Below are 26,205 nucleotides of genomic sequence, written 5' to 3' on the forward strand. Positions count from 1 at the left end.
CCCGCATCGGCCGTTCCGCGGGTCGCGCGCGGGGCGCCCGGCCACATGTCCTAAACTGGCGCGATGGACATCGTTTTCATCGAAGACCTGCGCATCGACGCGGTGATCGGCATCTACGACTGGGAGCGGCGCGTGCGCCAGACGCTCGCGTTCGACATCGAGATGGCGTTCGACAACACCGTCCCGGCCGCCAGCGACGACATTGCGCACACGCTCAACTACAAGGACGTCTCCAAGCGGCTGATCGATTACGTCGGCAGCTCCAGCTTCGGCCTGGTCGAGACGCTGGCCGAGCGTTGTGCGGCGATCATCCGCGACGAGTTCGGCGTGAGCTGGGTGCGTCTGAAACTCTCCAAACCCGGCGCCGTGCGCGGCGCAAAATCGGTCGGCGTGCGCATCGAGCGCGGCACCCGCCCCCAGTAAACCCATCGGCGGCGCCCGCGCCGGCGCCGTCCGCCGCGGCCGTGGCATGCCGCGCGCGACCGGCCCCGAAAGGAGACCGCATGCCTCCCCTGTCCGAACTGTTCGATCTTCCCTGGATGCGCACCCTGCTGGGCGTGCTGGCCGTGTTGTTGCTGGCGTGGCTGGCCGGCGAGCTGTGCCGGCGCCTGCTGCTGCGGCTGGTGCGGGGCCTGGCCAGGCGCACCGCGTGGCATTGGGACGATGCGCTGCTGCAGCACGGTGCCTTTCGCTGGCTGGCACGGCTGGTGCCGCCGCTCGCGCTTTCCTATGGCATCGCGCTGGTACCCGGTGTACCCGACGCGGCCGAGGCCGCGGTGGCCAAGGCCATGCTGGCGTTGGTGGTGTTGTGCGTGGTGATGGCGCTCAATGCTGCGCTGTCGGCAACCGAAGACGTTTACCGGCAGACGCCCGCCGGACAGCAGCGCTCGATCAAGGGCGCGGTGCAGCTGACCAAGCTGGGCCTGTACTTGGTCGGCGCGCTGGTGGTGATCGCGGCGGTGACCGGCAAGCAGGTGGGCCTGCTGCTGTCGGGTTTGGGCGCGATGTCTGCGGTGCTGATGCTGATCTTCAAGGACACGATCCTGGGCTTCGTTGCCGGCGTGCAGCTGTCGTCCAACGACCTGCTGCGGGTCGGCGACTGGATCGAGATGCCGCAGCTCCATGCCGACGGCGACGTGATCGACATCGCCTTGCACACGATCAAGGTGCGCAACTGGGACAACACCGTCACCAGCATCCCGAGCTGGCGGCTGATGTCCGAGCCCTACAAGAACTGGCGCGGGATGCAGGAGACCGGCGGACGGCGGATCAAGCGCGCGCTGCACATCGACGCGGCGAGCGTGCATTTCCTGGACGAGGCGCAACTCGCACGGCTGGCCCGGCTGCGCCTGCTGGCCGATTACCTGCCGGCGAAGTCGCGCGACGTGGCCCAGTGGAACCAGGCGCTGGGCGAGGCCGCCGCGCTGCCGGCCAACCGTCGCCGGCTGACCAACCTGGGCACCTTCCGCGCTTACGTGCAGGCCTACCTGGACACCCATTCGTGCATCCACCATGGCCTGAGCTGCATCGTGCGCCAGCTCGACAGCGGCGCGCAGGGCATCCCGCTGGAGCTGTACTGCTTCACCGCCACGACGGCATGGGCCGAATACGAAGGCATTCAGGCGGACATCTTCGAGCACCTGTTCGCGCTGCTGCCCGAGTTCGGCCTGGCGCTCTACCAGCAACCCTCGGGCCAGGACGTGCGCACGGCGCTGGCATCGCCCGTGCGTGCCCGCGCGCTGGCCGGAGCCTGAGCGATGGGGCGCGCCTACCTCAGCCTGGGCTCCAACCTCGAACCCGAGCGCCACCTGCGCGCGGCGCTGGACGAACTGCGCGCGCGCTTCGGCGCGATCGACGTGTCGCCGGCCTACCGCAGCCGCGCCGTCGGCTTCGAGGGTAGCGATTTCGTCAACCTCGCGGTGGCGCTGGAGACCGAGCTGGCACCCGAGGCGCTGAACGACTGGCTGCATGCGCTGGAAGACCGCCACGGCCGCCGCCGCGACGTGCCCCGCTATTCGGACCGCACGCTGGACGTGGACATCGTGCTCTACGACCAGCGCGTGCTCGACGGTCCCGGGCACCTGCAGATCCCGCGCAAGGAACTGCGCCACGCCTTCGTGTTGAAACCCCTGGCCGACATCGCACCCGGCCTGCGCCACCCGCTGGACGGGCGCAGCATGGCCGAGCTGTGGGCGGCTTTTCCGCACGACAGCGAACCGCTGGAGCTGCTGTCGCTGTAGGCAATGCCGGCATCCGGCCAAACACCCCTGTAGGAGTGCACCCTGTGCGCGACCGCGCAGCCTGGTCCTGCGCAAGCGCCGCAGGTGCCGGATCGCGGTCGCGCACAGGGTGCGCTCCTACAAGGGCGCCGGAACCTCTCGAAACACGTGGGTCACTGTCGTTACCGCGGAGCGGGTGCTAGAAAGGCGCCCGGTATTCACGGATCGATAGGGGGAATCGCATGGCCGGCAAGTTTGCGCGCAGTTGGGGACTGATGAAGGCGAGCGCCGCGGTGCTGCGGTCGGACAAGGCATTGCTGGCCTTTCCGCTGCTGTCCGGGTTGTGTTCGCTGGTGGTGGCGGCGAGCTTCCTCGTGCCGGTGGCGTTGGCGGCGATCGCCAGCGATGGCCGCACGCTCGATCGCGAGCATTGGTCCGCGGCCACCTGGCTGCTGATGTTCGCCTTCTACCTGGTGCAGTACTTCGTGATCGTGTTCTTCAACACCGCGCTGGCCGGGTGCGCGCTGCGCCACCTGCGCGGCGAGCCGACCAGCCTGTCCGACGGCCTCGCCCTGGCCGGTTCGCGCTGGGCCAGCATCCTGGGCTATGCGCTGATCGCCGCCACGGTGGGCCTGTTCCTGCGCGCGCTGCAGGAGCGGTTGGGCCTGATCGGCAGGCTGGTCGTCGGACTGCTCGGCCTGGCGTGGACGGTCGCGACGTTCCTGGTGGTGCCGGTGCTGGCGAGCCAGGCGGTGGGCCCGGTCGATGCGGTCAAGCGCAGCGTCGAACTGCTCAAGCGCACCTGGGGCGAGAACCTGATCGGCAACGTGGGCCTGGGCGCCGCGTTCGGGTTGATGACGTTCCTGGCCGTGCTGCTGGGCGCGCTGCTGATCGGTGGCGCCTTTGCGCTGCACTCGATGCCGGCGGTGGTGGTGGCCGTGGTCGTGGTGGTTGTGGCGCTGGTGTTGCTGAGCCTGGTGCAGGCCTCGCTGCAGGGCATCTATGCGGCCGCGCTGTTCCGCTATGCCGAGGCCGGCGAGAGCGGCGCGGGCTTCGAGCCGGCCCTGCTGCAGGGCGCCTTCCGCCCGAAGAAATAGCGACTCCTCGCAGGAGCCCGCCTGCGGGCGATGCTCTCCCATCTGGCGCCAGGAAAAGCATCGCCACAGGTGGGCTCCTACGAAAGCGACAGCGGCGCTAGACCGCCAGCGTGCGCCCGCCGTCCACGCGGATGATCTGGCCGGTGACGAACGGGGCATCGCGCAACAGCCACAGCACGGCGGAAGCGACGTCCTCCGGTGTGCCTGCACGCTGGAGCGGAGTGCGCGCCAGCATCGCGGCGCGGTCGTCGTAGTCCTTGCCGTCGGACGGCCACAACACCGCACCCGGGGCGACGCCATTGACGCGCACGTCAGGTGCCATGTCCTGCGCCAGCGTGCGCGTCATGGCGGCCAGCGCGGCCTTGGCCATCACGTAGATCGGATGGTCGGCCAGTGCGCGCTCGGCGTAGATGTCGACCAGGTTGACGATCGCCCCGCGCGCCTCGCGCAGCGCCGGCCATGCCGCCTGGGCCAGGAAGAACGGCGCGCGGGCGTTGGACGCGAACAGCTCATCCCACTGCGCCGGCGTGGCGCTGCCGACTGGCGTGGGGAAGAACGCCGAGGCGTTGTTGACCAGCGCGTCGAGCTGCCCGAAACGGGCCAGCACCTGGTCCACCAGCGTGGGCAGGTGGTCGACTGCGGCGAGGTCGGCCTGCACCGCCAGCGTGCTGCCGGTGCGCGCGTGCTCCAGTTCCGCCAGCAGGGTGGCGGCCTCGTCGGCCGAGTGCCGGTAGTGCAGGGCAAGGTCGTAGCCGGCCGCGTGCAGTGTGCGGGCGATGCTGGCGCCAACGCGGCGGGCGCCGCCGGTGACCAGCGCGACGGGACGGGGATGCTGGGGGCTCATGGGGCGAGCTTGCCGCAAAGCGCGCGAGGCGTCACTGCGAAGAGGAATCGTCCGGTTCGATGGTGTCGTCCGGTTCGATCACCTCGTCCGGCACAACCAGCGGCTCGGTGCGCACGAGGCTGCCGCTGCCGAACAGCTCGATCGCCGTGCGCGCCACGCTGCGGGTGTCGTACCAGGCGTAGGCGCCCACGCCGGCGGCGCCGATCACCGGCAGCCAGCGCGAAACGCCGGCACCGACCGCGCGTTGCGACAGGCTCACGCCGATCCGCCTGGCCACGCGCTCGGCGACCGTCGCCGAGAGCTGGCGGAACAGCAGCCGGTCGCCCATGCGCACCACCAGGTCGCGGAACGCCTGCGCCGCGGTATGGCGGAACAGGCACCACAGCATCTGCTCGCGGCCGAGGCTGGCGTGCTGCCCGAAGGCGGCCGCGATGTCGCTGACCATCTGCGCCTGGATGCGCCAGATCGCCACCAGCTCCGGCAGCACCGTGAGCCAGCCAAGTGGTCCGGGCGGCAGCGCCAGCGAGCCGGCGGTAAGCGCCGCCTTGCGCGCCGCCTGCGAGGCCACTTCCCGCGCCTTCGCTTCCGGGTGCAGGCCCCGGTGCACATGGCTGGCGGGAATCTGGCTGGCGAAATCGAGGATCGCGGCGGCGATGCGGTTGTGCTCGATCGGCGCGGGCACGGCGGGAACCTGGATCGGTGAATCGGCCATGGTGGCTCCTGCGAACGGGGCGCCCAGTGTCTGGGAAGGGCCGTGAATGGTGCATGCGTCGCGCTCGGGCGTGACTTTCGGCCCAGGGCGGATGGTCGTCGTTGTTGTTACGTTATAACATCACTGGTCACCCTTCCCGGAACACTGTCGATGCCCCGTACGCTGCTTGCCTTGAGCCTCGCCTGCGCCTTGAGCCCCGCCTTCGCCGCCGCCGCACCGGCAGATGCCACCAGCGACGACGCCAAGGCGCCGCCGGCCCCGCAGCAGGTGCGCGAACTGGGCACGATCGACGTCAGCGCGGCGCTGGACGTGTCGCGCAACGCACTCTCGCCCGACACCGGCTCCAGCCAGTACGTCATCGACCAGCAGGCCATCGCGCAGTTGCCGCTGGGCGCCGCCACGCCGGTCAACCAGGTGCTGCTGCAGGCACCGGGCGTGGTGCAGGACTCCTACGGCGGTCTGCATGTGCGTGGCGATCACGGCAACCTGCAGTACCGCATCAACGGGGTGATCATTCCCGAGTCGATTTCCGGCTTCGGTCAGACGCTGGACGCGCGCACGATCCAGAGCATGAAGCTGCTCGACGGCGCGCTGCCGGCGCAGTACGGGCTGCGCACCGCGGCGGTGGTCGACATCACCACCAGGAGTGGCCATCAGCTCGGCAACGGCGGCAGCGTGGGCGTTACCGGCGGCTCGTTTGGCACGCTCAATCCGAACGTCGCGCTGTGGGGCAGCAGTGGCCGTTGGAGCGGCTTCTTCACCGCCAGTTACCTCCAAAGCGATGCCGGCATCGAGAACCCGACCGCCAGCCGCAAGCCGATCCATGACCACACGAACCAGCTCAAGAGCTTCGGCGACCTGAGCTACCTGATCGATACCGACACGCGGCTGAGCTTCCTGTTCGGCACGGCGAACAACCGCTTCGAGATCCCCAACGTACCCGGCCAGCAGCCGCAGTTCGGCTATCTCGATCGCACCACGTTCGATTCTTCCCTGCTCGACGCCCGCCAGCGGGAAAACACGCGCTTCGGCGTGCTCGCGCTGCAGGGCAAGCTGAGCCACACCGACTATCAGGTGTCGCTCGGCCAGCGCTACACCGACGTGGACTACACGCCCGACCGGGCTGGCGAGCTGATGTTCAACGGCGTCGCCTCGACCGTCGCGCGCAGCAACCGCGCCAGTACGCTGCAGGCGGACTTTGCCACACCGCTGGGTGACGCCCACACGCTGCGCTACGGCCTCTACGGCAGCTTCGAGCGCGCCGGCAGCAGCAACGACGCGTGGGTGTTCCCGGCCGACGAGGAGGGGGCGCAGACCAGCACCACGCCGCTGGAGATCCTCGACGCCGGCCGCCTTACCGCCAAGACCTGGTCCGCGTACGTGCAGGACGAGTGGAGCCTCGGCGAAGCCTGGACCCTCAACCTGGGCCTGCGCGGCGACCGCTACCAGTTGCAGCGCACCGAAAGCCAGCTGAGCCCGCGCGTCGGACTGGTCTGGCAGGCCACCGGCAACACGGTGGTGCACGCCGGCTATGCGCGCTACTTCACGCCGCCGGCCACCGAGATGATCACCAGCGAGAACATCGCCCGCTTCGACGGCACCACCAACGCGGTGCCGGACCTGGGCAACAACACGCCGCTGGCCGAGCGCTCGGACTACTTCGACGCCGGCGTGCAGCAGATGCTGGGCCCGTGGACGCTGGGCGTGGACGCCTACTACCGCAAGGTCGACCGCCTGCAGGACGAGGGCCAGTTCGGCTCGGCGCTGGTCTACTCGACCTTCAACCTCGCCCAGGGCCGGGTCAAGGGACTGGAATTGACCGCCGACTACAGCGCCGGACCGGTCTCGGCGTACTTCAACCTCGCGGCGAGCAAGGCGATCGGCAAGGGCATCATCACCAGCCAGTACAACTTCGATCCGGACGACCTGGCCTACGTCGCCCAGCACTACATCCACCTCGACCACGACCAGACGCTGGCCTCTTCCGGCGGCATCAGCTACGCACTGGATGAGCGCACCCGGGTCGGGGCGGACTACCTGTTCGGCAGCGGCCTGCGGCGGGACGGTGCGGTGCCCAACGGCGATCACATGCCGGCGTACTTCCAGCTCAACCTGAGCGTGGCACACGATTTCACCGTGGGCCGCTTTGGCGACCTGCACACCCAGCTGGCGGTGATCAACGCGCTGGACCGCAGCTACGAGCTGCGCGACGGCAGCGGCATCGGCGTGGGCGCGCCGCAATTCGCGCCCCGGCGCGGTGTCTACCTGAGTCTGCAGAAGGACTTCTGAGCAAAGGCGTCCGCCCTTCGCAGGAGCGCGGCAAGCTTGCGCGATGTACGCACTCCCCCGGTCTCGCCGGGGAAGTGCGTTGCGGTGAGGGGCGCCTGTCCCCAAGCGGAAAACCCCCGACAGGCTCCCCACATCCCATCGGCTACCCTGTGCATCTTTTGCACCGATACCCCGATGCCCATGGCCTCACGACTCCCCGATCCCGGCCCCGACGAGCGCGTCCATTCCGATCGCCTGCTGCAGCTCCTGCGCGAGCAGATCGCCTCGCACGGACCGATGCCGTTCGCCCAGTACATGGAGCGCTGCCTGTACGCGCCCGGCCTGGGCTACTACAGCGCCGGCAAGACCAAGTTCGGCGAGGCCGGCGACTTCGTCACTGCGCCGGAACTGGGCGGCCTGTTCGCGCAGTGCGTGGCCAACGCGGTGCAGCCGGTACTGGCGATGTTGGGTGACCAGGCCGACTTCCTCGAACTGGGTGGCGGCAGCGGCGCCTTCGCCGAAGCCGTGCTGCATGCCTTGGCCGACGCCGGCACGCTGCCGCACCGTTACCTGATCCTGGAGCCGAGCGCCGACCTGCGCGAGCGCCAGCGCGATCGACTTGCCGCCGCGCTGCCGGCGGAGCTCAACGCACGCGTGAGCTGGCTTGATCGCCCGCCGGAAGAGAACTGGCGCGGCGTGTTGTTCGCCAACGAGGTGGTCGACGCGCTGCCGACCACGCGCTTCACGCTGCGCGCGGGCGAGGTCTACGAGGAACACGTCACGCTCGATGGCGAAGGCCGGCTGATGCGCACCGACCGTCCGGCCGACGCGCTGGTCGCCGGCGCCGTGCGTCATCTGGAACGCGACCTGGGCCAGTCCTTCGAGGACGGCTACCGATCCGAAGTGCTGCCGCAACTGCCGTACTGGGTGCAGGCGGTGGCCGGCACGCTGGAGGCGGGGCTGATGCTGTTCATCGACTACGGTTACGTGCGCCGCGAGTTCTATTTGCCCGAGCGCACCGACGGCACGCTGATGGCCCATTACCGCCACCATGCGCACGCCGATCCGCTGCACTTGCCGGGCTTGAACGACCTCACCGCCTCGGTGGATTTCACCGCGCTGGCCGAAGCCGGCAACAGCGCGGGGTTCGGTGTCGCGGCCTACCTGCCGCAGGCGCAGTTCCTGCTCGCCAGCGGGCTGCAGGCGGCCTTCGAGCAGGCCTATGCGCAGGCCGGCGACGACCTCGCCCGCCAGCGCCTGGCGCAACAGGTACGCCGGCTGACCTTGCCCGAGCAGATGGGCGAGCGCTTCCAGGCGATGCTGTTCGCGCGCGGACTGCCGGCGCTGCCGCTGGCCGCCGAACTGCTCGCCGCCGACCAGGGCGGACGGCTGTGAACGCGCTGGCGCAGGACACGACGCCGTTGCGCTGGCGGCGTGGCTGGGCGGTGCTGGGCGTGCTGCTGATGGTCGCCGTGGCGGCCATCGCGCTGCTGCCGGCGACGCGCCACCTCACGGCGATGGCGCTGGCCCTGCCCGCGGGCGACAAGCTGCTGCACATGCTCGCCTTTGCCGCGTTGATGGGCTGGTGGGGCAACCTCTACCACCGGCCGCGCCCCCGCCTGGGCGTGGCCGCCGCCTGCCTGCTGTTCGGCCTGTTGATCGAGCTGGCGCAGTGGCCGCACAACCCCAAGGATGCGAGCGTGTGGGATCTGGCCGCCGATGCCATGGGTCTAGGATTGGGCGCGCTTTTGCTGCGCACGCCGCTGGCCGGTGTGCTGGCGGGCGTCGAGCGCGTGCTTGGCCTGCAACAGACACGCCGGTAACGCACATCCTTCCCCCGTTCACGGGGAAGGTGCCCGGAGGGCGGATGGGGGAGGCCTTGCGAAGGGCTCGACCGTGCGTCCCGCCCAAGAGCGCCCCATCCGCCTGTCGGCACCTTCCCCCGCGGTCGCGGGGGAAGGCTCGATAGGTGGCGTGTCGAGTACTACGGAAAGCCCGGCCACCCCTGCGCTTGCCGGCGGACGATTGCCGCCAGGCTTGCCACCTGTTCGGGCGAGTCGTTGAGCGCGGGGATGTAGCGCAGGTCCTGCCCGCCGGCTTCAAGGAAGAAATCGCGGTTCTGCATGGCGATCTCCTCCAGCGTCTCCAGGCAGTCCACGGCAAAGCCGGGACAGGCCACGTCCAGCCGCGTGACGCCTTCTTCAGCCAACCGGCGCACGGTGGCATCGGTATACGGCTGCAGCCACGTCTCGCGGCCCACGCGCGACTGGAAACTCAGCAGCAACCGGCTCTCGTCCAGGCCCAGCCGCGCGCGCAGCCGCGCGGCGGTGGCCTGGCACTGCGCCAGGTACGGATCGCCCAGGCGCACGTAGCGCTCCGGAATGCCGTGGAAGGAAAGCAGCAGCTTCTCGCCGCGGCCGTTGGCCTCCCACCAGCGCTCGATACGGGCAGCCAGCGCCTCGATGTGGGTCGGGTCGTCGTGGTAGTCGTTGACCAGCCGCAGCTCCGGCGGCCAGCGCAGGTGCTTGAGCGCATCGGCGACTGCGTCGATCACCGAGCCGGTGGAGGTCGCCGAATACTGCGGATACAGCGGCAACACCAGCAGCCGGCGCACGCCGGCGGCCTGCAGCTCGGCGATCGTCCCGGCCACCGATGGCGCCCCGTAGCGCATCGCCAGTGCGACGCGCGCCTGCTCGCCCAGTTCGGCCTGCAACGCCGTGGCGAGCGCCTCGCTCAGCACGCGCAGCGGCGAGCCGGCCTCGGTCCATATCCGCGCGTAGGCGTGCGCCGAGCGACGCGGGCGGATCGCCAGGATGACCTGCAGGATCGGCCACCACTTCCAGCGCGGGTAGTCGATCACGCGGCGGTCGGAGAGGAACTGGGCCAGGTAGGGCCGGAGCGCGCGCGCGGTCGGCGCCTCCGGTGTGCCCAGGTTGACCAGCAGCACGCCCGTCGCGCGCGCGCCTGCCTGAACGTTCCGGTCAGGGGCGTGGTCTGAAGGGCCGGTATAGTGGTCGCGCTGTGGCATCGAAGGCATCGGTGGCAGGCAGGCGGTGGAGTCTGCCACAAGCCGTCCGACCGACCGCCTGGCGCGGTGCCGCACCCCCATTCCCTTGGAAGGAGTCACCCATGTTCAAGGCATTGCGTCGTTGCTCGCTGGTTGCGCTGGCCCTGTTGCTGCCGTCGATGGCCGCCCATGCCGAGGATCCGCCGCTGGTGCGCGCGCAGAACGCGGTGCGCGTGCTGCACGAGGTCATGCAGGCGCCGGACAAGGCGATCCCGAAGGACCTGCTCGGGAACGCCAAGGCGATTGCCGTGATCCCCGACATGGTCAAGGCCGGCTTCATCTTCGGCGGCCGTCGCGGCGAGGGGCTGATCTCGGTGCGCAGTCCGGACGGCACCTGGTCCAACCCCAGCTTCATCACCCTGACCGGCGGCAGCGTGGGATTCCAGGCGGGCGTGTCCTCCACCGACGTGGTGCTGGTGTTCCGCACCCAGCGCGGGGTCGATTCGATCGTCAACGGCAAGTTCACCGTCGGTGCCGATGCGGCCGCCGCCGCCGGCCCGGTGGGTCGCACCGCCAGCGCCGCCACGGACGCGCAGATGAAGGCGGAGATCTACTCCTACTCGCGCTCGCGCGGGCTGTTCGCCGGCGTGGCGCTGGACGGCTCGGTGCTGCGCATCGACTACGACGCCAACGAGGCGATCTACGGCCCCGGCATTACGCCGCGCCGCATCTTCGAAGGTGGTGTCAGCAACGTGCCGGGCCCGGTCGTGGACTTCCGCGACCAGCTTGAGGAGTACACTGTGCGTTGATCCCGTTGCTGGCATAGCGCCTGCAACACAACGGTTTTCGGCACAGTCCGTCAGAGGTTTGAAGTCATGGGTCTGGACAGTTTTTGGCATTGGATCATCCTGCTCATCGTGGTGCTGGTGATCTTCGGCACCGGCAAGCTGGCGAAGATGGGCCCGGATCTGGGCAACGCCGTGCGTGGCTTCAAGAAGGCCATGCAGGGCGACGAGGACGAAGAGGAGGCCAAGCGCAAGGCGCAGGAACAGCTGCGCGCCGATCCGCCTGCCTCGGACGCCACCGCCAGCAAGGCGCGCGACACCAGCGAAACCAAGTAAGCGCGCGGTGGCGCGACGATGATCGAGATCAGCTTCGGCAAGATGCTGCTGCTGGCGCTTATTGCGCTGCTGGTGCTCGGCCCTGAAAAGCTTCCCGGTGCGGCACGCACCGCCGGCGCGCTGGTGCGCCGCGTGCGCAACACCTGGGACAGCGTGCGCGCCGAGGTCGAGCGCGAGCTGGAGGTCGAGGAAATCAAGCGCACTGCGCGCGAGGCCGCCGCGCGCGCCGAGGCCGCGCAGGCGCAGATGAACGCCACTGCCCGCGACGTGCGCGAGGCGGTCGGCTCGGTGGCGGCGGCACCTGCACCGGCGTCGCCCGAGCCCGAGCCGGAGGCGCGGTTGGCCAGCGAGATGGCAGACGAGGCCGACGAACCCGCACCCGAACGCGACACGCTTACCGGCGACCTGTTCGCCGACGATCCCAAGCACGCGCCGGTGAAGGAACCTCCGCATGGCATCGCCTGAGCCCGAGCCGCAGGTCGACCTGCAGCAGGGCCTGTTTTCCCACCTGATCGAACTGCGCTCGCGCCTGCTCAAGGCGTGCGCGATGGTGTTGCTCGTACTGCTGGCGCTGATTCCTTTCGCCAACCGGCTCTACACGCTGCTGGCCGCGCCGCTGGTGGCGCACCTGCCGCAGGGCGCGCACCTGATCGCGACCGAGGTGGCCAGTCCGTTCATCACGCCGCTCAAGCTCGCCTTCTACACCGCGCTGTTCATCAGCATGCCGGTGATCCTCTACCAGCTGTGGGCGTTCGTCAGCCCGGGTCTGTACAAGCACGAGAAACGCCTGGCACGGCCGCTGCTGCTGGCGGCGCTGGTGCTGTTCTACGTCGGCTGCGCGTTCGCCTATTTCCTGGTGCTGCCGGCGGCGTTCCGCTTCCTCACCGCGGTCACGCCCGTGGGCGTGGAGATGATGACCGACATCACGCATTACCTGGACTTCGTGATGCTGATGTTCTTCGCCTTCGGCCTGTGCTTCGAGGTCCCGGTGGCGGTGGTGATCCTGGCCGCGGTGGGCGTGGTCGATGTCGCCAAGCTGCGCGCCGTGCGCCGCTACGCCATCGTGGGCGCGTTCGCCATCGCCGCGGTGATCACGCCGCCGGATATCACCTCGATGATCATGCTGGCCGTGCCGATGTGCCTGCTCTACGAGTTGGGCGTGCTGGCCGTGCGCTGGCTGGTCAAGCCGCGCGAGGCTTCCGAGTAGCGCGCGCTCTCTCCCTGCGGGGAGAGGATTCGACAGCACGGCTCGCTGGATTTTCCCGCAAGCCTTGTCCCCTCACCCCAGCCCTCTCCCCGGTGGGGAGAGGGAGCAAAGCGCCGCACGGTTGCAGTGGAACGGCGTGCTTCGACGGCCTTTGGCTCATCGCGAGGGCGGCGCTACCTTGCGGCTTCCGACTCCCTCTCCCCACCGGGGAGAGGGTTGGGGTGAGGGGCCGGGGCTCGCCCGGCGGTTGCATGGAGCGGTTGCTCTTCGCGGCAAAGGCCCGGCCCGCCGCATTCCCCGCAAGCCTTGTCCCCCTCAGTCCGGGCCGCTCTCCGGAGGTGAGGGAGCAAGCCGCACGGTGGAAGCGCTACTTCACGGTGTCCGCGCGATGCCCCAGCGCCAGTCCCTTGAGGATGTTCAACGCCTGCGCCAGCGTGTAGTCCTGGGTCGCCAGCTTGGCGTTCTCCGCGCTGCCGTCGTTGTCGATGTCCTGCGCGGCGGCGGTGTTTTCGTTGGCCAGGTGGTGCTTGAGGTCGGCCTCCGAGTTGATCAGCTCCGGTTGGCTGTCAGCCTGATTGACGGTGAGCTCGGCGAGCGCAATGTCCGGCTTGATGCCTTCGGCCTGGATCGAGGTGCCGTTGGGCGTGTAGTAGCGGGCGGTGGTGAGCTTGACCGCGTGGTCGGCATCCAGCGGCAGCACGGTCTGCACCACGCCCTTGCCAAAGGTGCGCCGGCCCACGATCAGCGCACGATGGTTGTCCTTGAGCGCGCCGGCGACAATCTCCGCCGCCGAGGCGGTGCCGTTGTCGGCCAGCAGCACTATCGGCGCACCCTGCAACAGATCGCCCGGGTGCGCGTCGAATTTCATGTTGGCGTCGGCCAGCCGACCGCGCGTGCTGACGATGCCGCCTGCGTCCAGGAAGTCGTCGCTGACCGCCACCGCCGAGGTGAGCAGGCCGCCGGGGTTGGAGCGCAGGTCGAGCACGGCGCCCTTGGGCTGGCCGTGCTTGGTCACGTACGCGGCGAACTTGCGCTCCAGGTCGTCGGCGGTGTCTTCCTGGAACTGGCTGATGCGGATGTAGGCGTAGCCGGGCTGCAGCTCGCGCAGCTTCACGCTGGTCACCGAGATCTGCTCGCGCACCAGGTGCATGTCGATCGGCTGGTCGCTGTTCTCGTGGAGGATCGATAGCGTGACCTTGCTGCCCGGGTCGCCGCGCAGCAGCTTGAACATGTCGTCCACGTTTTCCGGATCGACCAGCTTGCCGTTGATCTTGACGATGGTGTCCCCGGGCTTGATGCCGGCGCGCGCAGCCGGGGTGTCGTCGATCGGGGCGATGATGCGCAGCGTGCCGTCCACCTCCAGCACCTCGATGCCCAGGCCGCTGTACTGGCCGGTGGTGTCCTCGGAAAGCTGCTGCAGGCCCTGCTTGTCCAGGTATTCACTGTGCGGGTCCAGTCCGCTCAGCATGCCGCTGATCGCGGCCTTCATCAGCGTCTTGTTGTCGACCGGCTCGACGTAGGCCTGGCGAACCACTTCGTACACGCGGCTGAAGTTGCGCACGTCGTCCAGGTCGACCGGCTCGGGTGCGCTGGCGGCCTTGGCCGGCGCCGCCGAGCTCGCGGCGCTGGCCGGCGCCTGCTGTGCATGCAGCGGCGCGAACGCCAGCGCGGCGGTCACGGCGCAGGCCAGGGCACGGGGGATCGGATGCATGCGAAGACTCCTGGGTATCCGGCGGATTTCGACCGCGCGGCAGCGTGGTCGTTCCAAAGTTAGCCTGCGGTGCGCCGCAGGGGGCGTCAACGGCGCTTGGCCAGCCAGCCGCGCGGGTCGACCGGCTTGTTCTTGTGACGCAGTTCGAAATACACGCCGGTGTTGAGGCCGGTGGTCGGGCTGGCGGTGCCGATCGCCTCGCCCGCCTCGACCTGGTCGCCGACGTTGTGCAGCACGCTTTCGTTGTTGCCGTACATGCTCAGCCAGCCATCGCCATGGTTGAGGATCACCAGCAGGCCGTAACCGCGCAGGAAGGCCGCGTAGACCACCCGGCCGCGCGCCACCGCATGCACTTCGCTGCCGCCCTCGGCCTTGATCAGCACACCGTTGCCATAGTTGGCCACCGCGCCGGACGCGGGCCAGGGCAGGTTGCCGCGGATGTCCGCCTTGCCGCCGGCACGGTTGGGCGCCGCAGGGCTGGCACGCTCGCTGCGCGCCGCCTCGCGGGCGGCCTCGTCGATCGCGCGCTGCAGCTTGTCGACCAGGTGGTCCAGCGACTGTGCGTTCTGTTTCATCGCGGCCAGGCGCTGGCCCTCGTCCTTGTACTTGGCGTTGGCCTGGGCGACCAGCTTCTGCTGCGCGGCGCGCTGCGCGGTGAGTGCCTGGGCCTTGTCCGCGCGCTCGGCGCGGGTGGCGGCCAGGGCCTGTTGTTCGGCGGTGATGTCGGCCTCCAGTTGCTGCAGCCGGCCGAGCTCGTTCATCAGATCGGCCACGCGCGCGGCGCGGTCCTGCTGGAAATACTTCGAGTAGGCCAACGCGCGGGCGATCTGCGCCAGGTCCTGGTCGCCCAGCAGCAGACGCAGGTCGGTGCCGCGGCCGAGCGTGTAGGTGGCGCGCAGCAGGTCGGCGATGGCCGCGCGCTGGCCGGCCAGGCGCTGTTCCAGGTCGCTGCGCTGCTGTTGCAGCTGCTCCAGTTCCTGTTGCTTGGCCGCCAGTGCGGTGTCGGCCTCGCGCAGTGCGCGGGCGGCCTCGGCCAGTGCGCTGGCCTGGCGCGCCAGTTCGGCGTTGGCGCTGTCGCGGCGGGCGGCGGTCTTTGCCTGCTCGCGGGCCAGCGCTTCCATCTTGCTGCGCAGTTCGGCCAGTTGCTGTTTGGCCTGGGCCTGCTTGTGCAGGGAGGCGTCCTGCGCGATGGCCGGCACGGTGGCGGTCAGTGCGATGAAGATCAGCAGGAGGGCACGAAGGGTGGGTCGGCGCATGGGGACCGATTATCCCCGAAGCGGACGCGTCGTAGGGCGGGCGTAGGGCACCAGCTCTGGTGCCGGACGAGCGGTGGGCTGAAGCCCACCCTACGCCACCGGCGACAGCGCCTGCACGGGCGGCCGCTACCATGGCCGTTCGTCAGCGGACAGGTACGTCGATGGGCAAGCGTCGAACGTGGACCGCGATCGCGGTGGCCGGCTGGCCACTGGCGCTCGCGGCGCAGACCGTCACCGATCTACCTCCGGTGCCGGTGCAGGCGGTGCGGCTGGACATCCCGCCGTTCGACCTGCCGGCCGCGCTGTCCCGCGTGCCGGTAGCCACCAGCGCCAGCGGCAAGCCGGGCGTGAATCTTTCCGAGGCACTGGTCGGCGTGCCCGGCGTGCTGGCAAGAGACCGGCAGAACTACGCACAGGACGAGCAACTCTCGATCCGCGGCTTCGGCGCGCGGGCCAGCTTCGGCGTGCGCGGCGTGCGGCTGTACGTCGACGGCATCCCCGCCACGATGCCGGACGGGCAGGGCCAGCTCTCGCACGTCGCGCTGGCCGCGGCCGATCGCGTGGAGGTGTTGCGCGGGCCGTTCTCGGCGCTGTACGGCAATTCCTCCGGCGGGGTGGTCCAGGTATGGACGGCCGCCGGCGGGCCGGTGCCGGTGCGCACGCTGGAAGCGTTCGCCGGTGCCGATGCCAGCTGGCATCTGGATGCCGGAGCGCGTGGCCTTGCCGGTCCGCTCGACTACAACGTGGCGCTGGGCCATTTCCGCACCGACGGCTACCGTGCCCACAGCCGCGCACAACGCACCTCCGGCAACGCACGGCTGGGATTCGACCTGGGCAACGGGCGGACGCTGACCGTCGTACTCAACACGCTGGCACAGCCGTGGACGCAGGACCCGTTGGGCCTCACCCGCGCGCAGTGGCGGGCCGATCCCCACCAGCCGGTCGACGCCGCCACCGCCTTCGACACCCGCAAGCGCGTGCAACAGCAGCAGTTGGGTGCGACCTGGCGCGCCGAGGGCGAGCACGATGGCGTGCGCCTGATGGGCTACGCCGGCCAGCGCGCGGTGGACCAGGTGCTGTCGATCCCGCCCGTGGCGCAGCAAAGCCCGCTCAGCGCCGGCGGGGTGATCGACCTGGCGGGCGGCTACGGTGGCGTCGATGCGCGCTGGACCCATCGCGGGCAGGCGCTGGGGCGCCCGCTGGAAGCGGTGCTGGGCACGAGTTGGGACGCGCAGGACCAGCATCGCCGCGGCTACGAGAACTTCGTCGGCGACACCCTCGGCGTGACGGGGGCCCTTCGTCGCGACGAGCGCGACCGCGTGCAGGCGTTCGATCAGTACGCGCAGTTGTACTGGCACCTCGCCGAGCGCTGGTCGCTGCTGCTCGGCGCGCGCCACAGCGAGGTCGCGTTCCGCGCGCGCGACCGCTACGTCACCACCGCCAATCCCGACGACAGCGGTCGCGTGCGTTACCGCGCGACCACGCCGGTGGCAGGCCTCGACTACCGGCCCGGCACGCACCTGCGCCTGTACGCCAGCTACGGCGAGGGCTTCGAGACGCCCACCTTCAACGAGCTCGGCTATCGGAACGATGGCGGCGCGGGCCTGGCGCTCGACCTGGCGCCGGTGCGCAGCCGCAACGGCGAACTGGGCCTGAAGTGGCGGCCGCACGATGAGCTCGGTATCGAGCTGGCACTGTTCCGCGCGGACAGCCGTGACGAGCTGGCGGTGGCGAGCAGCCACGACGGACGCTCGACGTATCGCAACGTGGGGCGCAGCCGGCGACAGGGTGCGGAGCTGTCGGTCGATGGCGAACTCGGCGCCGGCTGGAGGCTGCGCCTTGGGCTGATCTGGCTGGATGCGCGTTTCCGCAGCGGCTTCCTGGCGTGCGCCGACACGCCCTGTCTCGTACCGGACCTGACGGTGCCGGCCGGCACGCGCATCCCGGGCGTGCCGCGGCGTTACGGCTCGTTGCGTCTGGAACGTGGGAGCGAGCTGGGATGGCGCGGCGGCCTCGAGCTCGAAGGCGTGGGTGCGGTGCCGGTGGACGACCGCAACAGTGCCACGGCGCCTGGGTACCTGCGCACGGGCCTCGACCTGGGCTACGGCCTGGCGCTCGGCGACACCCGGCTCTATGTCTCCGCACGGGTGGACAACCTGTTCGACCGCCACATCGTCGGCTCGGTGATCGTCAACGACGGCAACGGCCGCTACTACGAACCGGCACCGGGCCGGAGCGTCACGGTTGGCATGCGTCTGGTTCTGTGAGCGTATGGCGGTATAGGCGTCCACACCGGCAAGCGCCTGGATGCCCGGAATCGCCCGTGGCGCGAGGCATACAACGTGCCAACGGCAGACATGTGTCGGTTTCCGCCAAGCGGGGTTAATTGCTTGTAAGCGCCTGCGGAAAGTGGAAGACTGCCCTCGCGCAATTCCCCTCGCCTGCAGTGCTGGCGGTGCGCACAACACACCACCAGTCCTCGGGCGCATTGCGCACCCCACAACCGAGGATTGAGTCATGAAAGCGAACAAGCTCGCTACGGCGTTGGCTTTGCTGCTGACGCCCTTAGGTTCCGTTTACGCACAGACCACCCCGCCTGCCGACACCCCCGTGCCTGCGCCGCCGCCACAGGACCAGCAGCAGGCCAACCCCCAACAGGCACAGCAACTGCAGACGATCACCGTCACCGGCTCGGCGATCCCGCGCATCGACGTGGAGACACCTTCGCCAGTCACGGTGATCACCGCGGCGCAGATCGAGCGCAGCGGCCTGAAGACGGTCAGCGACGTCGTGCGCGCGATCTCCGCCGACAACAGCGGTTCGATCCCGACCGCCTTCACCGCCGGTTTCGCGGCGGGCTCCGCCGGCGTCGCCCTGCGCGGCCTGACGGTCAACTCGACGCTCGTGCTGGTCGACGGCCGCCGCTCGACCAATTACCCGCTGGCAGACGACGGCCAGCGCACCTTCGTCGACCTCAACACGATCCCGGTCAACGCGATCGAACGCATCGACGTGCTCAAGGACGGCGCCTCGTCGCTTTACGGCGCCGACGCGATTGCCGGCGTGGTCAACATCATCCTCAAGCACGACTACAAGGGCCTCGAAGGGACCGCCGAGATCGGTACTTCCCAGCGTGGTGGCGGCACCACGCGCCGCGTCACCCTGCTGTTCGGCGGCGGCGACCTGCAGAAGAACGGCTGGAACGCCTACGGCAGCATCGAGGCGCAGAAGGACGACCGCATCTGGGCCCGCGACCGCGACTATCCGTACAACACCACTGACCTCAGTCCGGGCGGCGGGAGCGATCTCAACTGGGGCCAGCCGGGATTCAACAACGGCTCCATCTGGGGCATGGTGCAGCCCGCCGTGCCGGGCGTGCCGGGACCGGGCGGCCAGCAGACCGGCACCGCGGTCGACGGTTCGCTGTGGCAACCGCTGCGCCCGTGCGGACCGGGCTCCACCCTGGTGACCAACGAGCTGGGCAGCGGGTGCGAGCAGAACCAGATCGCCGACTACATCGACCTGGCACCCAAGCAGGAACGCGCGGGCGTCTACGGCCGGCTGACCGTGAAGGTCGGCGACACCAGCGAGGCCTACGTCAGCGGCAGCTACTACCACAACAAGGTGGAAGCCGCGGCCACGCCGCCGCAGATCCGTGCTGGCACGCCGGTGAACACCCGCTCGATCGTGTTACCGGCGACCCTGCCGGACGGTTCGGACAACCCGAACAACCCGTACCCCGGCCAGCCGGCGCTGATCACCTACGCCTTCGGCGATATCCAGGGCGGCGCCAAGACCGTCAACGACAACCTGCGCATGGTCGGCGGCATCCACGGCCTGTGGGGCGAGTGGAACTACGACAGCGCGCTGGTGCTCAACCACAGCTCGCTGGACGTGGACAACTACGGCTTCCTCAACTACGCCGCGCTGATCAGCGCCGTGAACAACGGCACGTATAACTTCATCGACCCGTCGCAAAACTCGCCCGAGCTGCTCGCCCAGCTCGCGCCGGTGCTGCACAAGAAGTCGACCACCGACCTGCAGTCGCTGGACTTCCACCTCACGCGCCTGTTGATGGATCTGCCGGGCGGTTCGCTGGGCCTGGCCACCGGCATCGACCTGCGCCGCGAGAAGCAGTCCGATCCGGACCTCAACCCCGGCCTGTCAGCCCAGGGCCTGGGCGTGGCGCACACCTTCGGCAAGCGCACGGTCAAGGGCATCTATGCCGAGCTGGACGCGCCGTTCCTGGAATCGCTGGAGGTGGACGTGTCCGGCCGCTACGACCGCTATTCCGACTTCGGCGGCAATTTCTCGCCGAAGGTCGGCTTCAAGTGGAAGCCGATCGAATCGCTGGCGATCCGCGGCACATGGTCGAAGGGTTTCCGTGCACCGAGCTTCGCCGAGAACGGATCGAGCGAGTCGGAGGGTTTCGCTACCTACAACCTGCCGGACGACTACGTGGCGGCGCATGGCAGCGATGCCTACACCCGTCCCTACGGCCTGGCCTACGACACCATCGGCAACCCCGATATCCAGCCGGAAAAATCCAAGAGCTGGACCTTCGGCGTGCTGTGGCAGCCGACCGGGCAGTTCAGCGCGTCGGTGGACTACTACGACATCAAGAAGACCGGGGTGATCGGCCAGTTCGACCCGCAGGCGGTGCTCGATGCCTACTTCGCCGGCCAGCCGCTGCCGCCGGGCTCGGCAATCATCCCCGACGTGCCCGACCCGGAGCACCCGACGCTGTTGCCCAAGCCGGTGGTGGTGCAGGCGCCCTACGTCAACCAGAACGCGTTGCAGACCAAGGGCGTGGACCTGGACCTGATCGGCAACTTCGACTTCGGCGGCGTGAAGCTGCGCAGCGAGTTCAGTGCCACGCGCATCTTCGAGTGGAACCTCACCCTGCAGGACGGCACGGTGCAGCGCTTCGTCGGCACGCACGGCGTGTACGCCGTGTCCTCCGGCGCCGGTACGCCGCGTGACCGTGCGACCTGGTCGAACAGCTTTATGTTCGGCCCGGCGACGATCACCGGCACGCTGTACTACACCAGCGGCATCAGCATGACGTCGCCGGACGCGGGCGAGGGCTGCATCTCCACCGACGACAACGGCGATGCGTTCCCGCCGAGCTGCCACGTGGGCGCCTGGACGCAGTTCGATCTCACCGGCAACTACGACTTCAACGACCACTTTTCGGTCTATGCGTCGGTCCTCAACGCGTTCGATCGCCGTGCGCCGTTCGATCCGGCGAACTACGCCGGCGTCAACTACAACCCGACCTGGTCGCAGATGGGCATGGTCGGGCGGTTCTACACGGTCGGCGTGAAGTACAAGATGTAACCCGCGCACGCGGGCCTTCCGGGGCGCGCCGCCAACGGCGCGCCCTTTTTTGTCGGCGACAATAGTTCTTTCCATTTGGCCCGAGCCGTCCATGTGCCTGATCGCTTTCGCCTGGAACGTCCATCCGCGCTGGCCGCTGGTGCTGGCGGGCAACCGCGACGAATACCACGCGCGCCCGAGCGCGCCGCTGGCCCGGTGGAGCGACATGCCGGTGATCGCCGGGCGCGATCTGGAAGCCGGCGGCACCTGGCTCGGAGTAAGCCCGCTCGGGCGTTGCGGCGTGGTCACCAACGTGCGCGACCCGCGCCAGCCGCAGACCGGGCTATCACGCGGCCTGCTGGTCACCGACTGGCTGCGCGGCGAGGCCGACGCCACCACGCACGCACGCGCGCTGTGCCGGGACGCAGCCCGCTATCGCCCGTTCAACCTGCTCACCTTCGACGCGCAGGCGGCCTTCTACCTGGGCAACCAGCCGGAGCCGCGCATGCAGGCGGTGACGCCGGGCGTGCACGGGCTGTCCAACGCCGACTTCAACACGCCGTGGCCGAAGACGCGCCAGCTGATGGCGCGCCTGCAGGCATGGCTGGACGAAGGCGCTGAAGACGCCGCGCCGCTGTTCGCGGCGCTGGCCGACGAGCAGCCCGCCCTCGACCATGAGCTTCCCGATACCGGCATCGGCCGCGAGCGGGAACGCTGGCTCTCGCCTGCGTTCATCCGCGGGCCCGAATACGGCACGCGCGCGAGCACGCTGGTGCTGATCGACCGCACGGGTGGCGGGCGGATCATCGAGCGCCGGTTCGGACCGGATGGACGTCCAGAAAGCCAGAGCGACATGACGTGGTGAACTGCCCGCCGCGTACCGCGCACATCCAGGCCGGGCGCGATCGGGGCCTCTCCCCGCCGGGGAGAGGGTGGGTGAGGCCGGGGCTCGCCTGAAACCCCACTGATCCCTGCGCAATCGCCCACCTCCCGATCGGGCGCGCCCTACGCCATCGATCGGCCGGCTGCCACTGCGCCGATGGCCGGCGCACCGCTACCGTGTCGGACCTGCCACCCACGAGGGAACGTTCGATGCGACACGGATGGCGCTGGTGGCTGTTGGCCGCCTGCCTGCTGATCAGACCTTGCCTGGCCACCTGCCCAGCCTGGGATGCACCGCGCGCCACGCACGAGCTGCAGGCCCTGCACGATCAGCTCGACCGCTGGAACCATGCCTACCGCACCGACGGCCGCTCGCCCGTCGACGACGCGATCTACGACCAGGCCCTCGCCCGCTACGAAAGCTGGCGCGCCTGCTTTCCCGGACAGGCGCCGCCGGCGCTGGCGCACCTGGCCGATGCGACCGGCCCCGTCCGCGCGCCGATCGCGCAGACCGGCCTGGCCAAGCTCCCCGATGCGGCGGCCGTGCAGGCGTGGATGCATGAGCGTGGCGACCGCGACCTGTGGGTGCAGCCCAAGGCCGACGGCGTGGCCGTCACCTTGCTGTATGTCGAGGGCGAGCTGCGCCAGGCCGTGAGCCGTGGCGACGGCCTGCATGGCTCGGACTGGACCGCGCAGGTGGAAAGGATCGCGGCCGTGCCGAAACGCCTCGCGCACGCGCCACCGCGCGTGGTGCTGCAGGGCGAGCTAGTCTGGCACCTGCCAGGGCACCGGCAGGCCACCGAGGGCGGCGTGCGTGCGCGTGCCGATGTCGCTGGTGCACTGGCACGCCAACCGTTCGACGCCCGGACGGCGGCGCACATCGGCCTGTTCGTGTGGGACTGGCCGAGCGGGCCGGCCGACATGCGTGCGCGACTGGCGGGCCTCCAGGCCATGGGCTTCGGCGCCAGCGTGGCGCTGACCCAGCCGGTGACGAGCCTCGCGCAGGTCCGCCGCTGGCGCGAGCGCTGGTACCGCCAGGCGCTGCCCTTCGCCAGCGACGGCACCGTGCTGCGCCAGGGCCACCGGCCGCGCGGCACCGCGTGGCAGCCCGCGCCACCGGACTGGGCGGTCGCCTGGAAATACCCGCCCGCCAGGGCGCTGGCCACGGTGCGCGCGGTGGACTTCCGCCGCGGGCGGCGCGGCCGCATCAGCGTGGTGCTCGAGCTGGAGCCGGTGGTGCTGGACGACCGCACGGTGCGACGCGTGAGCGTCGGCTCGCTGGCCCGCTGGCGCAAGCTCGACGCACGGCCGGGCGACCAGGTCGCGCTCTCGTTGGCCGGCCTCACCATCCCGCGCTTCGACGGCGTGGTGTGGCGCACCCGCGGGCGTGCTGCGGTAGTCGTCCCGCCGGAAACGATGCGCGATGGCCTGGACTGCTGGCATCCCGATGCCGGTTGCGAACGCCAGTTCCTGGCGCGGCTGGTGTGGCTCGGCGGTCGGCAAGGCTTGCGCATCGATGGCATCGGCGAGACGACCTGGCGCGCCCTCGTCGATGCCGGGCTGGTGCACGGCGTATTGGACTGGCTCTCGCTCACGCCCGCGCAGCTGGCGGCGGTGCCGCGCATCGGCGCCACCCGTGGCGCAAAGCTGTCCCGGGCATTCGCACATGCGCGGGCGGCCGGGTTTGCATCCTGGCTGCGCGCGATGGGCATGCCGGCAGCGGGGGCTGCCGCTCTGCCCAACTGGGGTGTGCTGGCGGCGCGGGACGCGGCGGTATGGGCGAAGGAGCCGGGCGTCGGTCCCGCCGGGGCCGCGCGGTTGCAGGCCTTCTTCCACCACCCGGAGGTGGGCCGCCTCGCCGCGCGACTGCACGCGATGGGTATCACCGGGTTCTGAGCAACACGCGGGGGCCTGCCCGCAGGCAACCGCTAGGCCAGGATCTCGCCGTCCACGTAATACCAGCGGCCATCCTCGCGCAGGAACCGGCTTACCTCGTGCAGGCGCTGTGCCCGCCCGCCGCCGTAGCGCAGGCGCGCGATGAATTCGACCACCGCCTCGACCGCGCCATCCTCGTGACGCTTCACGGACAGTCCAAGCCAGCTCGGCGCCGGCTGCTGCGCGGCGAGCTTCAGGTGCGCCGGGCGCGTGCTCGGATGCCAGGTGGCCAGCAGGTAGTCTTCGCGTTTCAACACGTACGCGCTGTAGCGCGAACGCATCAGCGCTTCGGCGGTCGGCGCGGCGCGCCCCTCATGCAGCGGCCCGCAGCAGTGCGCGTAGCCGGCGGGGTTGCCGCAAGGGCAGGGAGTAAGGATGTCGACGGCGCGCACGTTATGCAGGAATCCACCGGAAGAGTGCTGCCGGTCATCCTGACGGTTGGGGCGGAAAATGCAACGCGTCGACCACTCAGTCGGCCCGCTGGCGCGAAACCAGCAGCGGCGCCAGGTCGTAACCCATGCGCCGCGGGATGGCCTTGAGCTCCTCGAACAGGTGGTAGTCCATGCGCGGTTCGCGGCCCAGGATCCACAGGTAGCGGCGCCGAGGTTCGCCGACCACGGCCCAGCGGTAGTCGGCATCCAGGGCGATCACCCAATGCTCGTTCCACACGAAGCGCAGGCGGTTCAGCCAGGCCGGGGCGAAGCGCAGTTGCAGCCGTGCCGGTTCGCGCAAGGGCTCGGGTTGGCGCAGCACGCCGTGCGCTTCGCTCAGCCGGCCATCCTCGTCACGGCAGGCGCTGACCACCGCGACCAGGCCGTCGTCGCGTGGCGTGTATTCCAGCGTGAGTTCGCCCCAGCAGCGGCGCTGGAACGGCAGCGGCAGCCAGGCCAGGCCGTGCCATCGCCCGATGTAGCGTTCGAGGTCCAGCCATGGCACGGCCTCCACGCCGCGCGCGGTGGCGCCGGTGCTGCGTGCCGGACGTGGCGACGATCGCCTGTCTGTGTGCTGTTGCATGGGCTCCCCGAACGACGAAAGCCCCCTCATGAAGCACGCCTGGCGATCAACCCGGCGTCAAGCGTGCGCGATCCTCCGAAGGTCCGCGGCTTGTGTCACCCGGCACCTTGCCGGTGCCACACGCGGCAGCGGTTGTTGGCCGGCATTGCGCGATCTTCTTGCAGCACAAAACCGGCGGCGCGTGCCAGCGCGTCGACCGCCTCCGCATCGCGCAGGCCCATGCATGGATCGCGCATCTTCAGCGAGCGGTCGAAGGCCGCGTTGCTTTCGCTGGTGTAGTGGCCGTCGTAGTTGAACGGGCCGTAGATGACCAGCACCGCGCCATCGGTCGTGACGGCAGGCAGGCGCGCAAACAGCTGCCCGACTTCCGCCCAGCCCATGATGTGCAGCGTGTTGGCGCTGAACACCGCGTCGTAGCGTGTGCAGGGCCAACCGCCTGCCACGTCCAGTTCGAACGGCTCGGGCGTGTTGGGCAACCTGGCTTCGTCAAGCCAGGCGCGGATGCCGGGCAGGTACTCGCCGCGGTCGGAACACTGCCAGTTCAGCCACGGCATGGCCGCGGCGAAATGCACCGCGTGCTGGCCGGTGCCGCTGCCGATCTCCAGCACGCGCGAGCAGCCCGCGAAGGCCTCGCGCAACACGTCCAGGATCGGCTCGCGGTTGCGTTCGCAGGCCGGCGCGAACGGCTTGCCCATCTCAGGCCGGGCGGCCGCGCAGCACGCGGGCAGGCAGCATCAGCAGCGCGCCGAGGAAGGCGAACACCGCGTGCAGCGTGATCCCTACCAGCCGGAACGGAAGCGAGATCAACCAGACGATCGGCCACAGCACCAGCGCCAGCAGCGCCAGCGGCCAGCAGAACACGAGCAGCAGCAACCAGAGCAGGAAACCGACCATGGCCGTACCTCGGGTGGTGGGAAGTAAAAGACTCTAGCGCGGCCGGTTGCCGGCGCGTAGATGACTGGCGGCACCCGTCAGTGCATGCCGGCCATCGGGTCGACCCCGATCAGCCAGCCGTGCAGCCAGAACGCGAACAGGCACCAGGCGATGATGCCGATCACAACCGCGACCGCATCGCCGCGCAGCGTGCCGGCGGGGTAGACAATGCCTTCCAGCCGGTCGCGCTGGCGCAACCAGATCGCCATCGGCAACGCCCAGGATAGGAACGCGCCGAACAGCACCACGTCGTGCAGCAGGCCGGTGGCGAGCAGGTGGCCCGACGCCCACACCACCACGCCCAGCAGCATGGGCTGGCCCAGCGCCGACTTGATGTGGTTGCGCGGCACGTAGGCGGCGACCACCAGCACGAAGGCCACCAGGGTGAACAGCGCGTTGAGGTGATCCATCGACGGCGGCGGCGCGTAAAGCACCAGCGGCAACCGCCGCGCCTGGCCGAACCCGATGCAGGTCAGCACCAGGCCGGCCAGCGCCACCAGTGCAAACACGCCTTTCCAGGCGCGTTCGCCGAACCGGTCGATCTGCCGGCGGCGCCAGCGCGGAAACACCAGCGGCACCACGTGGATGCCGAGGAAAACGAACAGGCCGTAGATCATCAGCTGCATCGCGCTTCTCCCCGGGTTCGACATCGATCATAGGCACGCCGCGGCGAGCCTTCG

25 protein-coding genes are annotated in these 26,205 nt (G+C 69.7%); 15 read left to right on the forward strand and 10 right to left on the reverse strand.

What is annotated here, in order from left to right; genetic code table 11:
• The first annotated feature begins 63 nt into the window (after window positions 1-63).
• From folB to ACFWZ3_RS01255, 4 genes are all read left to right on the forward strand, one after another.
• Window positions 64-423 (forward strand): dihydroneopterin aldolase, encoded by a 360-nt coding sequence (gene folB, locus ACFWZ3_RS01240; protein ID WP_439705963.1) that lies wholly within the window; start codon window positions 64-66, stop codon window positions 421-423.
• 80 nt (window positions 424-503) lie between these two features.
• Window positions 504-1,754 (forward strand): mechanosensitive ion channel family protein, encoded by a 1,251-nt coding sequence (locus ACFWZ3_RS01245; protein ID WP_439705964.1) that lies wholly within the window; start codon window positions 504-506, stop codon window positions 1,752-1,754.
• Window positions 1,755-1,757: 3 nt separating this feature from the next.
• Window positions 1,758-2,240, forward strand: coding sequence for a 2-amino-4-hydroxy-6-hydroxymethyldihydropteridine diphosphokinase (gene folK, locus ACFWZ3_RS01250; protein ID WP_439705965.1), 483 nt, complete (start codon window positions 1,758-1,760; stop codon window positions 2,238-2,240).
• Between the two features lie 221 nt (window positions 2,241-2,461).
• Entirely contained in the window at window positions 2,462-3,316 is an 855-nt protein-coding gene (locus tag ACFWZ3_RS01255; protein ID WP_439705966.1) for a DUF6159 family protein, read from the forward strand.
• 97 nt (window positions 3,317-3,413) lie between these two features.
• Here the strand turns inward: ACFWZ3_RS01255 and ACFWZ3_RS01260 are convergent, their stop codons facing one another.
• Window positions 3,414-4,160: a pteridine reductase gene (locus tag ACFWZ3_RS01260; protein ID WP_439705967.1), complete on the reverse strand. Its 747-nt coding sequence runs from the start codon at window positions 4,158-4,160 to the stop codon at window positions 3,414-3,416.
• Window positions 4,161-4,191: 31 nt separating this feature from the next.
• A complete protein-coding gene (locus ACFWZ3_RS01265; protein ID WP_439705968.1) occupies window positions 4,192-4,872 on the reverse strand; it encodes a hypothetical protein in 681 nt (226 codons plus the stop codon).
• A gap of 150 nt (window positions 4,873-5,022) precedes the next feature.
• On the opposite strand from ACFWZ3_RS01265, the gene ACFWZ3_RS01270 reads away from it, so the two are divergent.
• From ACFWZ3_RS01270 to ACFWZ3_RS01280, 3 genes are all read left to right on the forward strand, one after another.
• Window positions 5,023-7,161 (forward strand): TonB-dependent receptor, encoded by a 2,139-nt coding sequence (locus ACFWZ3_RS01270; protein WP_439705969.1) that lies wholly within the window; start codon window positions 5,023-5,025, stop codon window positions 7,159-7,161.
• Between the two features lie 180 nt (window positions 7,162-7,341).
• The gene (locus ACFWZ3_RS01275; RefSeq protein WP_439705970.1) at window positions 7,342-8,535 is read left to right on the forward strand and encodes a class I SAM-dependent methyltransferase; all 1,194 of its coding nucleotides are present in this window, start codon (window positions 7,342-7,344) and stop codon (window positions 8,533-8,535) included.
• The gene (locus ACFWZ3_RS01280) at window positions 8,532-8,963 is read left to right on the forward strand and encodes a VanZ family protein (protein WP_439705971.1); all 432 of its coding nucleotides are present in this window, start codon (window positions 8,532-8,534) and stop codon (window positions 8,961-8,963) included. The genes ACFWZ3_RS01275 and ACFWZ3_RS01280 overlap by 4 nt, the downstream gene beginning before the upstream one ends.
• 161 nt (window positions 8,964-9,124) lie before the next feature.
• Here the strand turns inward: ACFWZ3_RS01280 and hemH are convergent, their stop codons facing one another.
• A complete protein-coding gene (hemH, locus tag ACFWZ3_RS01285) occupies window positions 9,125-10,168 on the reverse strand; it encodes a ferrochelatase (RefSeq protein ID WP_439705972.1) in 1,044 nt (347 codons plus the stop codon).
• 101 nt (window positions 10,169-10,269) lie between these two features.
• Between hemH and ACFWZ3_RS01290 the strand changes: the two genes are divergently transcribed.
• The 4 genes from ACFWZ3_RS01290 to tatC all read left to right on the forward strand — a co-directional run bounded on the left by ACFWZ3_RS01290 (window position 10,270) and on the right by tatC (window position 12,475).
• Window positions 10,270-10,956, forward strand: coding sequence for a lipid-binding SYLF domain-containing protein (locus ACFWZ3_RS01290; protein ID WP_439705973.1), 687 nt, complete (start codon window positions 10,270-10,272; stop codon window positions 10,954-10,956).
• Between the two features lie 66 nt (window positions 10,957-11,022).
• On the forward strand, window positions 11,023-11,268 hold the full coding sequence (gene tatA / locus ACFWZ3_RS01295; RefSeq protein ID WP_439705974.1) for a twin-arginine translocase TatA/TatE family subunit: 246 nt from the start codon (window positions 11,023-11,025) through the stop codon (window positions 11,266-11,268).
• A gap of 18 nt (window positions 11,269-11,286) precedes the next feature.
• Window positions 11,287-11,733 carry a Sec-independent protein translocase protein TatB gene (gene tatB, locus ACFWZ3_RS01300; RefSeq protein ID WP_439705975.1) on the forward strand — a complete coding sequence of 149 codons (447 nt, stop codon included), beginning with the start codon at window positions 11,287-11,289 and terminating at the stop codon, window positions 11,731-11,733.
• Window positions 11,720-12,475: a twin-arginine translocase subunit TatC gene (gene tatC, locus ACFWZ3_RS01305; RefSeq protein WP_439705976.1), complete on the forward strand. Its 756-nt coding sequence runs from the start codon at window positions 11,720-11,722 to the stop codon at window positions 12,473-12,475. Before tatB ends, tatC begins: the two co-directional genes overlap by 14 nt.
• Before the next feature lie 367 nt (window positions 12,476-12,842).
• Here tatC and ACFWZ3_RS01310 read toward each other — a convergent pair whose 3' ends face one another.
• Together ACFWZ3_RS01310 and ACFWZ3_RS01315 are read right to left on the reverse strand one after the other, a co-directional pair.
• Window positions 12,843-14,186: a S41 family peptidase gene (locus tag ACFWZ3_RS01310; protein ID WP_439705977.1), complete on the reverse strand. Its 1,344-nt coding sequence runs from the start codon at window positions 14,184-14,186 to the stop codon at window positions 12,843-12,845.
• 86 nt (window positions 14,187-14,272) lie between these two features.
• Window positions 14,273-15,442, reverse strand: coding sequence for a murein hydrolase activator EnvC family protein (locus ACFWZ3_RS01315; protein WP_439705978.1), 1,170 nt, complete (start codon window positions 15,440-15,442; stop codon window positions 14,273-14,275).
• Window positions 15,443-15,603: 161 nt separating this feature from the next.
• On the opposite strand from ACFWZ3_RS01315, the gene ACFWZ3_RS01320 reads away from it, so the two are divergent.
• The 4 genes from ACFWZ3_RS01320 to ligB all read left to right on the forward strand — a co-directional run bounded on the left by ACFWZ3_RS01320 (window position 15,604) and on the right by ligB (window position 23,539).
• Window positions 15,604-17,709, forward strand: coding sequence for a TonB-dependent receptor family protein (locus tag ACFWZ3_RS01320; RefSeq protein WP_439705979.1), 2,106 nt, complete (start codon window positions 15,604-15,606; stop codon window positions 17,707-17,709).
• A 250-nt stretch (window positions 17,710-17,959) separates the two neighbouring features.
• Window positions 17,960-20,782 carry a TonB-dependent receptor plug domain-containing protein gene (locus ACFWZ3_RS01325; RefSeq protein WP_439705980.1) on the forward strand — a complete coding sequence of 941 codons (2,823 nt, stop codon included), beginning with the start codon at window positions 17,960-17,962 and terminating at the stop codon, window positions 20,780-20,782.
• A gap of 91 nt (window positions 20,783-20,873) precedes the next feature.
• Window positions 20,874-21,626 (forward strand): NRDE family protein, encoded by a 753-nt coding sequence (locus tag ACFWZ3_RS01330; RefSeq protein ID WP_439705981.1) that lies wholly within the window; start codon window positions 20,874-20,876, stop codon window positions 21,624-21,626.
• Window positions 21,627-21,853: 227 nt separating this feature from the next.
• On the forward strand, window positions 21,854-23,539 hold the full coding sequence (ligB, locus tag ACFWZ3_RS01335) for an NAD-dependent DNA ligase LigB (protein ID WP_439705982.1): 1,686 nt from the start codon (window positions 21,854-21,856) through the stop codon (window positions 23,537-23,539).
• A gap of 32 nt (window positions 23,540-23,571) precedes the next feature.
• Here ligB and ACFWZ3_RS01340 read toward each other — a convergent pair whose 3' ends face one another.
• The 5 genes from ACFWZ3_RS01340 to ACFWZ3_RS01360 form a co-directional block, all read right to left on the reverse strand.
• On the reverse strand, window positions 23,572-23,970 hold the full coding sequence (locus ACFWZ3_RS01340) for a YchJ family protein (RefSeq protein WP_439705983.1): 399 nt from the start codon (window positions 23,968-23,970) through the stop codon (window positions 23,572-23,574).
• 76 nt (window positions 23,971-24,046) lie between these two features.
• The gene (locus tag ACFWZ3_RS01345; protein WP_439705984.1) at window positions 24,047-24,592 is read right to left on the reverse strand and encodes a lipocalin family protein; all 546 of its coding nucleotides are present in this window, start codon (window positions 24,590-24,592) and stop codon (window positions 24,047-24,049) included.
• A 95-nt stretch (window positions 24,593-24,687) separates the two neighbouring features.
• Complete coding sequence (locus ACFWZ3_RS01350; RefSeq protein ID WP_439705985.1) at window positions 24,688-25,287, reverse strand: DUF938 domain-containing protein; 600 nt, start codon at window positions 25,285-25,287, stop codon at window positions 24,688-24,690.
• 1 nt (window position 25,288) lies between these two features.
• The gene (locus ACFWZ3_RS01355; RefSeq protein ID WP_231321914.1) at window positions 25,289-25,486 is read right to left on the reverse strand and encodes a hypothetical protein; all 198 of its coding nucleotides are present in this window, start codon (window positions 25,484-25,486) and stop codon (window positions 25,289-25,291) included.
• Between the two features lie 77 nt (window positions 25,487-25,563).
• Entirely contained in the window at window positions 25,564-26,151 is a 588-nt protein-coding gene (locus ACFWZ3_RS01360; RefSeq protein WP_439705986.1) for an NnrU family protein, read from the reverse strand.
• Between the last annotated feature and the right edge of the window lie 54 nt (window positions 26,152-26,205).

Origin of the sequence: Frateuria sp. GZRR35, assembly GCF_051900415.1 — a bacterium.
In the GTDB taxonomy this organism is placed as follows: Bacteria; Pseudomonadota; Gammaproteobacteria; order Xanthomonadales; family Rhodanobacteraceae; genus Frateuria_A.

Bases quoted from the DNA above. Each gene is read 5' to 3' on its own strand.
- folB (WP_439705963.1), top strand. From the start codon at position 64: ATGGACATCGTTTTCATCGAAGACCTGCGCATCGACGCGGTGATCGGC.
- ACFWZ3_RS01245 (WP_439705964.1), top strand. From the start codon at position 504: ATGCCTCCCCTGTCCGAACTGTTCGATCTTCCCTGGATGCGCACCCTG.
- folK (WP_439705965.1), top strand. From the start codon at position 1,758: ATGGGGCGCGCCTACCTCAGCCTGGGCTCCAACCTCGAACCCGAGCGC.
- ACFWZ3_RS01255 (WP_439705966.1), top strand. From the start codon at position 2,462: ATGGCCGGCAAGTTTGCGCGCAGTTGGGGACTGATGAAGGCGAGCGCC.
- ACFWZ3_RS01260 (WP_439705967.1), bottom strand. From the start codon at position 4,160: ATGAGCCCCCAGCATCCCCGTCCCGTCGCGCTGGTCACCGGCGGCGCC.
- ACFWZ3_RS01265 (WP_439705968.1), bottom strand. From the start codon at position 4,872: ATGGCCGATTCACCGATCCAGGTTCCCGCCGTGCCCGCGCCGATCGAG.
- ACFWZ3_RS01270 (WP_439705969.1), top strand. From the start codon at position 5,023: ATGCCCCGTACGCTGCTTGCCTTGAGCCTCGCCTGCGCCTTGAGCCCC.
- ACFWZ3_RS01275 (WP_439705970.1), top strand. From the start codon at position 7,342: ATGGCCTCACGACTCCCCGATCCCGGCCCCGACGAGCGCGTCCATTCC.
- hemH (WP_439705972.1), bottom strand. From the start codon at position 10,168: ATGCCACAGCGCGACCACTATACCGGCCCTTCAGACCACGCCCCTGAC.
- ACFWZ3_RS01290 (WP_439705973.1), top strand. From the start codon at position 10,270: ATGTTCAAGGCATTGCGTCGTTGCTCGCTGGTTGCGCTGGCCCTGTTG.
- tatA (WP_439705974.1), top strand. From the start codon at position 11,023: ATGGGTCTGGACAGTTTTTGGCATTGGATCATCCTGCTCATCGTGGTG.
- tatB (WP_439705975.1), top strand. From the start codon at position 11,287: ATGATCGAGATCAGCTTCGGCAAGATGCTGCTGCTGGCGCTTATTGCG.
- tatC (WP_439705976.1), top strand. From the start codon at position 11,720: ATGGCATCGCCTGAGCCCGAGCCGCAGGTCGACCTGCAGCAGGGCCTG.
- ACFWZ3_RS01310 (WP_439705977.1), bottom strand. From the start codon at position 14,186: ATGCATCCGATCCCCCGTGCCCTGGCCTGCGCCGTGACCGCCGCGCTG.
- ACFWZ3_RS01315 (WP_439705978.1), bottom strand. From the start codon at position 15,442: ATGCGCCGACCCACCCTTCGTGCCCTCCTGCTGATCTTCATCGCACTG.
- ACFWZ3_RS01320 (WP_439705979.1), top strand. From the start codon at position 15,604: ATGGGCAAGCGTCGAACGTGGACCGCGATCGCGGTGGCCGGCTGGCCA.
- ACFWZ3_RS01325 (WP_439705980.1), top strand. From the start codon at position 17,960: ATGAAAGCGAACAAGCTCGCTACGGCGTTGGCTTTGCTGCTGACGCCC.
- ACFWZ3_RS01330 (WP_439705981.1), top strand. From the start codon at position 20,874: ATGTGCCTGATCGCTTTCGCCTGGAACGTCCATCCGCGCTGGCCGCTG.
- ligB (WP_439705982.1), top strand. From the start codon at position 21,854: ATGCGACACGGATGGCGCTGGTGGCTGTTGGCCGCCTGCCTGCTGATC.
- ACFWZ3_RS01345 (WP_439705984.1), bottom strand. From the start codon at position 24,592: ATGCAACAGCACACAGACAGGCGATCGTCGCCACGTCCGGCACGCAGC.
- ACFWZ3_RS01350 (WP_439705985.1), bottom strand. From the start codon at position 25,287: ATGGGCAAGCCGTTCGCGCCGGCCTGCGAACGCAACCGCGAGCCGATC.
- ACFWZ3_RS01355 (WP_231321914.1), bottom strand. From the start codon at position 25,486: ATGGTCGGTTTCCTGCTCTGGTTGCTGCTGCTCGTGTTCTGCTGGCCG.
- ACFWZ3_RS01360 (WP_439705986.1), bottom strand. From the start codon at position 26,151: ATGCAGCTGATGATCTACGGCCTGTTCGTTTTCCTCGGCATCCACGTG.